Below are 12350 nucleotides of genomic sequence, written 5' to 3' on the forward strand. Positions count from 1 at the left end.
TTCAACGATGATTGGTGCGGCGGGCCCACTGCAGCCCGCCGCCGGTTTGCTTACGGTGTCACAGCGTTTTGAACAGCTCGCGGATAAGGCGCATGAAATCGTCCGCCGCCAGCGCCGCGCAGCTGAGCGTTTGTTCGTGAGAAAGAGGCGTATCCGACAGCCCTTCGGCGTAGTTGGTCATCGCGGACACCACCAGCACCTTGAGACCGCAGTGGCGCGCCGTCAGGACTTCCGGCACGATCGACATGCCCACGACGTCGCAGCCGAGGGTCTGCATCATGCGGATCTCCGCCGGCGTTTCGAAGTTCGGCCCGGTGTAAGCGGCGAACACCCCTTCCGCCAGCGGGATGCCCGCGCTTTCGGCCACCGCCGCCAGTTGGGCGCGCAGATCGCGATCGTAGGCGTTCGCCAGGCTGAATAAGCGCGGCCCGAAGCGCTCGTCGTTGGCGCCGACCAGCGGCGATTCCGGCATGAAATTGATATGATCGGTAATGGCCACCAGGCTGCCCGGCGCTACCGAGCGGCGCAGCGAACCGGCGGCGTTGGTCGCCAACAGGAATTCGCAGCCCAGCAGTTTGAAGGTGCGCACTGCGGTGGTCATCACCTGCATGCCGCGCCCTTCATAGAAGTGGCCGCGCCCTTTCATGCACAAGACCGGCACGCCCTCCAGCTTGCCGGCGACCAGTTGCCCGGCGTGGCCGACGACGCCGCTCACCGGGAAGCCAGGCAGCGCCGCGTAATCGAGGGTGACGGTTTCAGTCATCACCTCCGCCAGAGCGCCGAGCCCAGAGCCGAGAATCAAGGCCGCTTTCGGCTGAAAACCCGGCAGACGTGCGCGGACAACATCGGCGCAGATAAAAGCATCTTCTTGATTAAACATCGTATTCTCTCTTTAAGCGGGGGACAATAAGCCCCATAGTAGAGAGCGAGGCGCGGCCGAGACCAATACATTCTTGGCGGCCGATTTATTCCATTTATCTATAAGTTGAGCTGCGTCACAGGAGGCGATACCCCGGATGAACCCGCCCCATGCCCTGCCCGATCCCGGTCGGATTAACTTCCGCCTGCTGCACTATTTCCGCGTGGTGGCGGAAGAGATGAATTTCACTCAGGCGGCGCGGCGGTTGAATATGTCACAGCCGCCGCTCAGCAAGCACATCAAGGAACTGGAGAGCCAACTCGGCGTGGTGCTGTTCAAACGCACCACCCGCTCCATGACGCTGACGCCGGCCGGCCGCACGCTGCTGCGCAACGTCGAGCGGCTGCTGGATCAGGCCGACAGCGCGCTGCATCAGGTGCAACAAATGGGGCGCGGCGAAGGCGGCCACATGGTGGTCGGCATGGTCGGCACCTCGGCCTGGGGCGGCTTGATTGCGGCGCTGCGGCGGTTCAGCGAGCAGAGCGTCGGCGCTACCTGGTCGTTGAATGAGCTGACGCCCAGCCAGCAAATCGCCGCGCTGCAAAAGCGGCATATCGATATCGGGGTATGGCGAGAGGCGCAGCAGCAGACGCTGCCGGGATTGAGCTGCCAACGGCTGGCGCGCGAAAGCATCGCCGTGGTGCTGCCGCTCGATCATCCGCTGGCGCAGCAGGAGAATATCCCACTGGCGGCGCTGCAAAACGACAGCTTCATCGTGCTGCCGCCGCATGAGGCCAGCCTGGGGCTGTATCTGCACAATCTGTGTCTGCAGCAGGGATTTTTGCCGGACGTCGCTTATCAAGTCAATGAACCGCAAACCCTGCTGGCGCTGGTGGCGGAAGGCTGCGGCATTACGCTGCTGCCGGACAGCTACGGCCGCATTCCGTGGCCCGGCGTGCGGTTTTGCTCGCTGCAGCAGGCGCCCCCGGCGGATCTGTATGCGGTATACCGTACCGACAGCGTCACGCCGGTGGTGCAGGCTTTTTTGGCGATGCTGCGGGCGCCCTAAGCGGCCCGCAGAGCGGGTTACATCGTCGGCTGCACCATCAGCTGGCCGGCGGTGCCGCGATCGGCCATCTCCAGCGTCTGGCTGTAATACAGGAACGGGAAGTGTTCGGAGGTGGATTGGTTGAAATACACCAGCAGCTCGACGTCGCCATCGACCCAGACGGTATCCTTCCAGCCGCGATCTTCCGCCATCGGCTGCGCGCCGTTGACGCGTTTGATCAGGAACTGCACGCCCTGAATATGGAACGACTGCGGCGTATCCGCATGAATGTTCCAGCGTTCCCAGGTGCCTTGCTGCGCCTGTACGTCGATGCGGTTCATGTCCCAAATTGCGCCGTTGATGCCGACGCCGCCGTCGCCCAGGCGGAAATCGCGGGTGCGGCTGGCGCTGCCGTCCAACAGCTGATCCGCCAGCAGGCGCATCGGCAGGTTGTCGGTTACCAGCGGCAGCAGGCCGGTCGGGCGCAGCGTCAGCACCTGGGTGGACACCAGAATGCTCGACGGCTCGAACAGGCCGCGCAGGCGATCCATGATGCCCGCCGCTTCACCGGCGGTGATGGTCACCTCGTCGCCCTTCGACATGTCGATCAGCACTTCCCGGCGCTCGCCCGGCGCCAGCGACAGCTGCTGCACCGCAACCGGCGCAGGCAGGAAGCCCTGATCGCTGGCGATCACGTTGAACGGCCGCCCGTCGCTGAGCTGCAGGGTATAACGCCGCGCGTTGGAGGCGTTGAGCAAACGCAAACGCACCCAGCCGCGCGACACGTCGACATACGGGTTTTGCACGCCGTTGACCAACAGCGTATCGCCGACGAAGCCGCCCTGCGACGGCGCATCGTATTGCGGCGTGCCGAAGTTATCGAAGCGTTTGTCCTGAATGATCAGCGGGAAATCGTCGACGCCGTAGTGGTTGGGCAGCGGCAGCGCTTTGCTGACGGCATCCTCCACCAGCCACAGCCCGGCCAGCCCGTTGTACACGTGCGGCGCCATGCGGTTTGGCGTGTTGGCGTGGTACCAGCAGGTAGCCGCCGCCTGACGAATGGGCAGCACCGGCGACCAGTCGACGTTGGGCGACATCATGCGCGGCGCGCCGCCCATCAGCGTGCCCGGCACCTGCAGACCGCTGATGGTCATCGCCACCGGCTCCTGCAGGCGGTTGCTGTAGATCAGTTTGACGTCGTCGCCGCTGTAAACCCGCACCGTCGGCCCCAGGTACATGCCGTTGATGCCCCACACCGCCGCTTTGCGGTTATCCATAAACGCCCAATGGGCGCGCTGCAAGGTCAGGAACAGCGGCTGACCGCGGCGAGACTCCAGCAGCGGGGGAATGGGTAATGGGGTCTGCGTTCCGCTCGCCTCAGCCCTCAGCGGCACGGCGCCCGCGCACAGCGCCAGGCCCGATGCCTGTAAAAACTGACGTCGACTGAGTGACATATTTTCTCCATGAAAAGCAATAACTAAACCGTGTGCAAAACCCAAACGCCCGCCAATCAAGATTAGCAGGCGCTCAGGCGTTAACGGCGCTGAACGCCAATTAAAAAACTCTTCTTTGAAGCCGGTAGACTCTTATTTTTTGGCGGCGTTGCGCTGGGCGACTTCGGCGTCCAATTCGGCGATTTTCGCCTCCATCAGCTCGCGGCAATGGGCCGCCAGCTCGCGCACGTTTTCTTTGCCGTATTTGCTGGTATCCACCGGCGCCAACATCTCGACGATCACATGACCGTTATTCCAGCGATTAAGATTTATATTACCGCTGGTGGTGGATACGCAGATAGGCACAATCGGCACGCCGGCGGCGATGGCCGCGTGGAACGCGCCGGTTTTAAACGGCATCAGCCCACGGCCGCGGCTGCGGGTCCCTTCCGGGAACATCCAGATCGAAATGTCTTTCTTCTTGAACTGCTCCGCCACCTGGGCGATGGTGCCGTGCGCCTTGGCGCGATTATCACGGTCTATCAGCAGATTACCGGTCAGCCAATACAGCGGGCCGAAAAACGGGATCCACACCAGACTTTTTTTACCGACCGTCACGGTGCGCGGCTGCACGATATTAGAGGCCGTCACCATGTCGTAGTTATTTTGGTGGTTGGCGATATAGATGCAGTTGCCGTTGTTGGCCGCATCGGCCGGCACGCGGGTTTCAACCTTGATGCCGAACAGCGTCGACAGACGGCCGAAAAGATGGCCGAAGGTCGCCACATGGCGAGGATTACGCGGACTGAACAAGCAATAAACCGAACCGAAAATACACACCAGAATACAGAAAAGAGTGGCGAGAACGGCACGCAAAATCAATAACATAACAACCTCATTAGCACACTGCCAACGCAGTTTACTTCGCTGCGCAGATTCCTTTACTCATTATTTGCCGACCAGGCGGAAAGCACGCCTATGTCGCCTGCATTTCTCGCTATTTTCCCGCCAGGCGGCAGTACGCACAATAATTTTATGCGCAGAAATGTTAACTATTTGGAAAATAAACGCCAGCAAAAATAAATAAGGCGGCCACAGCATGCTGCGACCGCCCGTTAACGCTGGTGCCAACGCTTACTCTTCGCTGTCGCCACCCGACGCCCGCACCGGCGCATCCACTTCGACGCGATCGATGCGCTGCAGGCCGCGCGGCAGTTGGGTGCCCTTGCGGCCGCGCTCCGCACGGAACTTCTGCAGATCTTCCGGACGCAGCGTCAGCTTGCGTTTGCCGACGTGCAGCGTGACAGACGCCTGCGGCGGCAGCACGAACAGCCAGGCCAGCTTGTCTTCACCGGCGGCGGCCTGCGCCGCCGGAATGGAGACGATCTTGTTGCCCTTGCCCTTCGACAGCTGCGGCAGATCGGCGACCGGGAACATCAGCATGCGCCCGGCGGCGGTGATCGACAGCAGCATATCGTCTGCGCCGTGGATCTCCATCGGCGGCAGCGCTCTGGCGTTGTCCGGCAGCGTGATCATCACCTTGCCGGCGCGGTTGCGCGCCACCAGATCGTTAAAGGTGCAGACGAAACCGTAACCGGCGTCAGACGCCATCAGCAGCTTCTGATCGTCGGCCGCCATCAGCACCTGCTCGATGGTGGCGCCCGGCGGCGGCGTCAGCTTGCCGGTCAGCGGCTCGCCCTGCCCGCGCGCCGAAGGCAGCGTCATCGGATCGAGCGCATAGCTGCGCCCGGTAGAGTCGATAAATACCACCGGCTGATTGCTCTTGCCGCGCGCCGCGCCGCGGAAGCTGTCGCCGGCCTTGTAGCTCAACCCGGTCGGATCGATGTCATGGCCCTTGGCGCTGCGCACCCAGCCCATTTCAGACAGCACGATGGTCACCGGTTCGGACGGCACGAAGTCGTGCTCGCTCATCGCCTTGGCTTCCGCGCGCTCGGTCAGCGGCGAACGGCGATCGTCGCCGTAGGTCTGCGCATCGGCTTGGATCTCTTTCTTAATCAGCGTATTCAGCTTGCGTTCGGACGCCAGCAGCGCCTGCAGCTGATCGCGCTCTTTCGCCAGTTCGTCCTGCTCGCCGCGGATCTTGACCTCTTCCAGCTTGGCCAGGTGACGCAGTTTCAGCTCGAGGATCGCTTCCGCCTGAGTATCGGAGATGCCGAAACGCTGCATCAGCACCGGCTTCGGCTCATCCTCGCTGCGGATGATGTGGATCACCTCGTCGATGTTGAGGAACGCCACCAGCAAACCTTCGAGGATATGCAGGCGCTTGAGCACCTTCTCGAGGCGGTAGTTCAGGCGGCGACGCACCGTATCGCGACGGTAGGCCAGCCATTCGGTGAGGATCTCCACCAGCCCTTTCACCTGCGGGCGGTTGTCCAGACCGATCATGTTCATGTTGATGCGGTAGCTGCGCTCCAGATCGGTGGTGGCGAACAGGTGATTCATCACCTGCTCCAGATCGATGCGGTTGGAACGCGGCACGATCACCAGACGCGTCGGGTTCTCGTGATCGGATTCGTCGCGCAGGTCTTCGACCATCGGCAGCTTCTTGGCACGCATCTGGCTGGCTATCTGCTCCAGCACCTTGGCGCCGGAAACCTGATGCGGCAAGGCGGTGATCACCGCGCTGCCATCCTCTTTCTTCCACACGGCGCGCATGCGCACCGAGCCGCGGCCGCTCTGGTAAATTTTGCGAATTTCATCGCGCGGGGTGATGATCTCGGCTTCGGTCGGGAAGTCCGGCCCCTGCACGAACTCGAGCAGGTCATCGAGCGAGGCGCCCGGCTTGTCGAGCAGCGCCACCGCGGCGGCGGCGACTTCGCGCACGTTGTGCGGCGGAATGTCGGTCGCCATGCCGACCGCGATGCCGGTGGTGCCGTTCAGCAGGATGTTCGGCAGGCGCGCCGGCAGCATCTTCGGCTCTTGCAGCGTGCCGTCAAAGTTCGGGATCCAGTCGACCGTGCCCTGGCCCAGTTCGGCCAGCAAGACCTCGGCGTATTTGGACAGGCGCGATTCGGTATAACGCATCGCCGCGAACGACTTGGGATCGTCCGGCGCACCCCAGTTCCCCTGGCCGTCCACCAGCGGATAGCGATACGAGAACGGCTGCGCCATCAGCACCATGGCTTCATAACACGCGCTGTCGCCGTGCGGGTGATATTTACCCAACACGTCGCCCACGGTGCGGGCGGACTTCTTGAATTTGGCGCTGTTGGTCAGCCCCAGTTCAGACATGGCGTAGATGATGCGGCGTTGTACCGGCTTCAAACCGTCGCCAATGTACGGCAACGCCCGATCCATGATGACGTACATGGAATAGTTCAGATAGGCGTTTTCAGTGAATGTGTGCAGCGGTAAACGCTCTACACCGTCATGAGTCAGATCACTCATTACTCAATTATCCTCAGACCGTGGCTTGGCAATCCCTTGGACGACAAAAGGCATCGCTTGTCGATTCTGCCCGCGATAGTAACCCATCTGCAGGGTGGCTGTCACAGTTGGCGCAAGGATCGCCGGCGGCGGCCGGTTGCGCGCTGCGGTTTATGCAAAATTTCGCTGTCTGGCGGCCCGTTTATTGACTGGCAGTCAACACTGTTGTGCGCTGGATCGCATTTTTACTTGTCTGCCTAACGATTACACTCGTCGCCAGCGAGCTGGTTTCCGCCTTTTCGGCGGGAAGCATGCCATATCTTAACTCTGACGGGAGCCGCGAAAGATGAGCAATATCCTGATTATCAACGCTAAAAAACAATTCGGCCATTCCAACGGCGAACTCAACCAAACCCTGAGCGACGTGGCGGAAAGCTTCCTGCGCGATCTGCAGCACGATGTGCAGGTCACCGTGGTCGACGATGGTTATGACATCGAAGCCGAGGTAAAGAAATACCTGTGGGCCGACGCGGTCATCTACCAGATGCCGGGCTGGTGGATGGGCGAACCCTGGATCCTGAAAAAATACATCGATGAAGTGTTCACCGCCGGTCACGGCAGCCTGTATGCCAGCGACGGCCGCTCTCGTTCTGACGAAAGCAAAAAATATGGCTCAGGCGGCCTGATCCAGGGCAAAAAATACCTGCTGAGCCTGACCTGGAACGCCCCGCTGGAGGCCTTCACCGATCCCGATCAGTTCTTCCACGGCGTCGGCGTCGACGGCGTTTACCTGCACTTCCACAAGGCCAACCAGTTCCTGGGAATGGAAGCGCTGCCGACCTTTATCTGCAATGACGTGATAAAACAACCGGATATCGAAGCGGACATCGCACGTTATCGCGAGCATCTGGCGAAAATTTTTGCTTAACTGACGCAGAACATACTCATCAACGAGGTAAGCATGATCACCGTAATCGCAGAAATCAAAGTGAAACCCGGCCACCGCGCCACCGTACTGCAAGCCATTGAAAAGCTGGTGCCGCTGGTGCTGGCGGAAGAGGGTTGCGGCGAATACACGCCGATGGTCGACAGCAATACCCAGGCGCCGTGGCAGAAGCGGTCGCCGGATTCGGTGTTCATGCTGGAGAAATGGGAAAGCATGGCGCATCTGGAAAAACATCTGGCCATTGAGCACATGCTCAAACACCGCGACACCCTCAAAGACAGCGTGCTGGACACCGAGATCTATATCCTGGAAAACGCCCTGTAAGCTCCGCCTTATAACGTCTGCGCGTCGATGTGCGCGCTGACGTAGTCAAGAAAACAGGTGATGCGCGCCGCCAATTGCGTATTGCGGTAATACACCGCATTAATCGGCTGGCGCACGTCCAGCGTCTCCTGCTCCAGCAACGTCACCAACTTGCCCGCTTCCCGATCGCGTCGGGTCATAAAGTCTGCCAGCTGTACGATCCCCTCGCCCCGCAGCGCCAATTGCCGCAGCGTTTCACCGCTGGACGCCGAGATCGTCGGCGTGATGGCGAAATGCGGCGCCTGGCGATAGCGCAACGGCCATTGGTTCAGCGATTCCGGCTGGGTAAAACCGAGCAGACAATGCCGGTGCAACGCCTCCACGCTCTGCGGCGTGCCGTGCTTCTGCAGATAAGCCGGGCTGGCGAGGATGCGCAACCGGCTGGCGCCCAGCGCGCGCGCATGAATGGTCGAATCGCGCAACGCGCCGATGCGAATGGCGATATCCGTGCGTTTTTCCAGCAGATCGATGATCAGATTGTCGGTGTTCAGCTCGAGCGAAATTTGCGGATAACGTTCCCTGAACCCCGCCACCAGCGGCACGATGACGTGCTCCATAAAAGGCGCAGCCGCATTGATCCGCAGTCGCCCGGCCGGCATCTGCCGGCGCACCGCCATTTGTTCTTCGGCATTTTCCACCGAGTTGATGATCGTACGCGCATGGCTCAGGAAGCTTTGCCCCTCTTCGGTCAGCTCCAGGCGACGCGTAGTGCGGCGCATCAGGGTGGTATCGAGCTTATTCTCCAGGCGGCTGAGCGCGCGGCTGATGCCGGAAGTCGTCTGGCCGAGCTGATCGGCGGCGGCGGTGATGGAACCGCTGTCGACCACCGAAGTGAACGCCAGCAATTCTTCGAGCGTGATCTTCATGCATTCCGGCCCAGGTTATCGGGCGCCGCATGAACGCCCTGCGGGAAAGCCGGCCCGGCGTTTCACCGGGCCAGGGTCAGGCTCAGACCGCCAATTCGGCCATGTCGCCCTTGTCTTGCAGCCAGTTGCGGCGATCTTCCGAACGCTTCTTGGCCAACAGCATGTCCATCACCGCCAGCGTCTGATCGACATCATCTTCCGCGACCGTCAATTGCACCAGACGGCGGGTGTTCGGATCGAGGGTGGTTTCGCGCAGCTGCAGCGGGTTCATCTCGCCCAGCCCTTTAAAGCGCTGGACGTTCGGCTTGCCTTTCTTGCGCTTCAGCTGTTCCAGCACGCCGGCTTTCTCTTCTTCATCCAGCGCGTAGAACACCTCTTTACCGAGATCGATGCGGTACAGCGGCGGCATGGCCACATAAACGTGCCCGCCTTTCACCAGCGAACGGAAGTGGCGCACGAACAGCGCGCACAGCAGCGTAGCGATGTGCAGGCCGTCGGAGTCCGCATCCGCCAGGATGCAGATTTTGCCGTAGCGCAACTGGCTGAGATCTTCGCTGTCCGGATCGATGCCGATCGCCACGGAAATGTCATGCACTTCCTGCGAGGCCAGCACTTCGTCCGAGGAGACTTCCCAGGTATTCAGGATCTTGCCCTTCAGCGGCATGATCGCCTGATATTCGCGATCGCGCGCCTGCTTGGCCGATCCGCCCGCCGAGTCCCCTTCCACCAGGAACAGTTCGGTCATGGCCAGATCCTGCGAGGTGCAGTCCGCCAGCTTGCCCGGCAGCGCCGGCCCGCTGGTCAGCTTCTTGCGCACCACTTTCTTGGCGGCACGCAGACGGCGTTGGGCGCTGGAAATCGCCAGCTCGGCCAGCTGTTCCGCCGCCTGAACGTTCTGGTTCAGCCACAGGCTGAAGGCATCTTTCACCACGCCGGAAACGAAGGCCGCGCACTGACGCGAAGAGAGACGCTCTTTGGTCTGCCCGGCGAACTGCGGATCCTGCATCTTCACCGACAGCACGTAAGCGCAGCGATCCCAAATATCCTCCGCCGACAGCTTCACGCCGCGCGGCAGGATGTTGCGGAATTCGCAGAACTCGCGCATCGCGTCCAGCAGCCCCTGACGCAGGCCGTTGACATGGGTGCCACCCTGCATGGTCGGGATCAGGTTGACGTAGCTTTCGGTCAGCAGCTCGCCGCCTTCCGGCAGCCACAGCAGCGCCCAGTCCACCGCTTCGGTATCACCGGCGAAATTGCCGACGAACGGCGCTTCCGGCAGGGTGATCAGGCCGTTAACCGCTTCCATCAGGTAGTCGGTCAGGCCGTCCTGGTAGCACCAGCGCTGCTCGGTGTTGTTCACCTTGTCGATGAAATAGATCTCAACGCCGGGGCACAGCACCGCTTTGGCTTTCAGCAGGTGAGTGAGGCGCGATACCGAGAAACGCGGGCTGTCGAAGAACTGTTCGTCCGGCCAGAAGTGCACGCTGGTGCCGGTGTTGCGTTTGCCGCAGGTGCCGGTCACCGTCAGATCTTGCACTTTGTCGCCGTTTTCGAAGGCGATGCCGTAGACGTTGCCGTCGCGGCGCACGTTGACTTCCACCCGCTTCGACAGGGCGTTAACCACCGAGATCCCAACGCCGTGCAGGCCGCCGGAGAACTGGTAGTTTTTATTCGAGAATTTACCGCCGGCGTGCAGTCGGCACAGGATCAACTCAACCGCCGGCACACCCTCTTCCGGGTGGATGTCCACCGGCATGCCGCGGCCGTCGTCGATCACTTCCAGCGACTGATCGGCGTGCAGGATCACGTCGATACGCTTGGCATGTCCGGCCAACGCTTCGTCGACGCTGTTATCGATCACCTCTTGGCCGAGGTGGTTTGGGCGCGTCGTGTCGGTATACATGCCGGGACGACGGCGCACTGGTTCTAGACCGCTGAGTACTTCAATGGCATCAGCGTTATAGCTGGATTGAGTCATCGTTGATTATTTTTTCGTGGTTAAAGGGAGGTGCCGGAACGGTCCGTCAGACCGCGTTTAGCCCTAAAAAATCCACAATCTGGGGGAAGTAGTGCTCGAAACCGACGAAGGCGTGGTTTCCACCCGACTCCACCGTTTGCCGACACGCGGTGTAATACGCCACTGCCTGGCCGTAATCGAGAATTTCATCGCCCGTTTGCTGCAGCAGCCAGATTAAATCCGGCGACTCCAAAGGATCGATCTGCATCACTTTCAGATCGTAAACGTGACGAGACTCTAACACATATTGCTGGCCGGTGTAGGGGTTCTCGTTGGCGCCAAGATAGTCGACCAGCAGCTCAAACGGCTTGACCGCCGGGTTGACCACCACCGCCGGCAGCGAAAAACACTGCGACAGCCAGGTGGCGTAATAGCCGCCCAGCGAGGACCCCACCAATCCGAGCGTTTGTCCGGCGCGTTCCAGCACCAGATTTTCCAGCATCTCGGCGGCCTCCGCCGGAAAGGCCGGCAGCTGCGGCACCAGCATCTCGATAGCGGGATGGTGTTCGGCCAGCCAGGCCTTGAAGGCCACCGCCTTGGCCGACTGCGGCGAGCTGTTGAAACCGTGCAGGTAGAGCAGTGTCGAAGGCATCAGTATCCATCCGAGTCCATATCGGGGCGGAAATCGTCGTTTTCCAGGCGGAACACCTGCGTCTCGACGCGGCCGTCCGGCAGCAGATCGAGGTAACGCCAGCCGGGGGAGACGTCGTCGATGGTAAAGTTAGTGCAGTGCGGCTTGAATTGCACGCAGGTGGACGGTGTCGCCAACAGGCGCCGGCCCTGCCATTCCAGATCCAGATCCTGGTGAATATGACCGCACACCACGGTATTCACCTTCGGGTAGCGCAACAGGATCGCGCCCAGCATATGCGGGTTGCGCAGGCTGTGCTGATCGAGCCAGGTGCAGCCGGAAGGCAGCGGATGGTGGTGCAGCAGCAACAGCGTGTAACGCTCGGGGTACGCCTGCAGGCAGCGCTCCATCCACTCGAGCTGGTATTCGCTCAGCTCGCCGTGCGGTACGCCGAACACCTGGCTGTCCAACATCAGCACCTGCCAGTTATCGCCCAGCAGCACCTGCTTGGAAGGGGCGATGCCGGCGGCGGCCAACGCGTCGACCATCGCCGGTTGGAAATCGTGGTTGCCCGGCAGCCACACGCACGGGGCCGGCAGTTGCGCGATGCCGGCGGCGAAGTGGCGGTACGCCTCCTGCGAATGATCCTGCGCCAAATCTCCCGTGGCGACGATCAAATCGACATCGCGGCGCTGCGCCTGAATGGCGTCCAGCACCGCGTGATAGCTGCGATAGGTATTGATGCCGAGCAACGTCTCGTGTTCGCCGGCAAAAAGGTGGGTATCTGTTATTTGTAGAATCCTGACCGCGGCCCCACTCGCCACGGGCAGTTTAAACAGGCTTTCCAAATGGTGTCCTTT

Annotated in this window: 11 protein-coding genes; 3 read left to right on the forward strand and 8 right to left on the reverse strand. The window is 61.2% G+C overall.

Going from position 1 to position 12350, the window contains the following annotated elements; translation table 11 throughout:
- Window positions 1–58: 58 nt before the first annotated feature.
- Window positions 59–880: a xanthosine phosphorylase gene (xapA, locus tag H7A77_RS03700; RefSeq protein ID WP_182073838.1), complete on the reverse strand. Its 822-nt coding sequence runs from the start codon at window positions 878–880 to the stop codon at window positions 59–61.
- 136 nt (window positions 881–1016) lie between these two features.
- Between xapA and H7A77_RS03705 the strand changes: the two genes are divergently transcribed.
- The gene (locus H7A77_RS03705) at window positions 1017–1928 is read left to right on the forward strand and encodes a LysR family transcriptional regulator (RefSeq protein ID WP_042785390.1); all 912 of its coding nucleotides are present in this window, start codon (window positions 1017–1019) and stop codon (window positions 1926–1928) included.
- Window positions 1929–1945: 17 nt separating this feature from the next.
- On the opposite strand, the gene ftsP is transcribed toward H7A77_RS03705, so the two are convergent.
- The 3 genes from ftsP to parC all read right to left on the reverse strand — a co-directional run bounded on the left by ftsP (window position 1946) and on the right by parC (window position 6748).
- Entirely contained in the window at window positions 1946–3361 is a 1416-nt protein-coding gene (ftsP, locus tag H7A77_RS03710; RefSeq protein WP_033644615.1) for a cell division protein FtsP, read from the reverse strand.
- Between the two features lie 132 nt (window positions 3362–3493).
- The gene (locus H7A77_RS03715) at window positions 3494–4228 is read right to left on the reverse strand and encodes a 1-acylglycerol-3-phosphate O-acyltransferase (protein ID WP_004937266.1); all 735 of its coding nucleotides are present in this window, start codon (window positions 4226–4228) and stop codon (window positions 3494–3496) included.
- A 246-nt stretch (window positions 4229–4474) separates the two neighbouring features.
- Window positions 4475–6748 carry a DNA topoisomerase IV subunit A gene (gene parC / locus H7A77_RS03720; protein ID WP_004937261.1) on the reverse strand — a complete coding sequence of 758 codons (2274 nt, stop codon included), beginning with the start codon at window positions 6746–6748 and terminating at the stop codon, window positions 4475–4477.
- Window positions 6749–7073: 325 nt separating this feature from the next.
- Between parC and H7A77_RS03725 the strand changes: the two genes are divergently transcribed.
- Both H7A77_RS03725 and H7A77_RS03730 read left to right on the forward strand, forming a co-directional pair.
- Window positions 7074–7655: an NAD(P)H-dependent oxidoreductase gene (locus H7A77_RS03725; protein ID WP_042785391.1), complete on the forward strand. Its 582-nt coding sequence runs from the start codon at window positions 7074–7076 to the stop codon at window positions 7653–7655.
- Window positions 7656–7688: 33 nt separating this feature from the next.
- On the forward strand, window positions 7689–7997 hold the full coding sequence (locus H7A77_RS03730) for a putative quinol monooxygenase (protein ID WP_033644613.1): 309 nt from the start codon (window positions 7689–7691) through the stop codon (window positions 7995–7997).
- 8 nt (window positions 7998–8005) lie between these two features.
- Here the strand turns inward: H7A77_RS03730 and H7A77_RS03735 are convergent, their stop codons facing one another.
- The 4 genes from H7A77_RS03735 to cpdA form a co-directional block, all read right to left on the reverse strand.
- Window positions 8006–8902: a LysR substrate-binding domain-containing protein gene (locus tag H7A77_RS03735; RefSeq protein WP_033651296.1), complete on the reverse strand. Its 897-nt coding sequence runs from the start codon at window positions 8900–8902 to the stop codon at window positions 8006–8008.
- Between the two features lie 82 nt (window positions 8903–8984).
- Window positions 8985–10880 (reverse strand): DNA topoisomerase IV subunit B, encoded by a 1896-nt coding sequence (gene parE, locus H7A77_RS03740; RefSeq protein ID WP_025304305.1) that lies wholly within the window; start codon window positions 10878–10880, stop codon window positions 8985–8987.
- A gap of 46 nt (window positions 10881–10926) precedes the next feature.
- Window positions 10927–11511, reverse strand: a complete 585-nt coding sequence (gene yqiA / locus H7A77_RS03745; protein ID WP_004937252.1) for an esterase YqiA — start codon at window positions 11509–11511, stop codon at window positions 10927–10929.
- The gene (gene cpdA / locus H7A77_RS03750) at window positions 11511–12338 is read right to left on the reverse strand and encodes a 3',5'-cyclic-AMP phosphodiesterase (RefSeq protein WP_103101379.1); all 828 of its coding nucleotides are present in this window, start codon (window positions 12336–12338) and stop codon (window positions 11511–11513) included. Before cpdA ends, yqiA begins: the two co-directional genes overlap by 1 nt.
- Window positions 12339–12350: the final 12 nt, after the last annotated feature.

It is taken from the genome of Serratia sp. ME47, from assembly GCF_903970925.1.
Lineage (GTDB): Bacteria > Pseudomonadota > Gammaproteobacteria > Enterobacterales > Enterobacteriaceae > Serratia > Serratia ureilytica.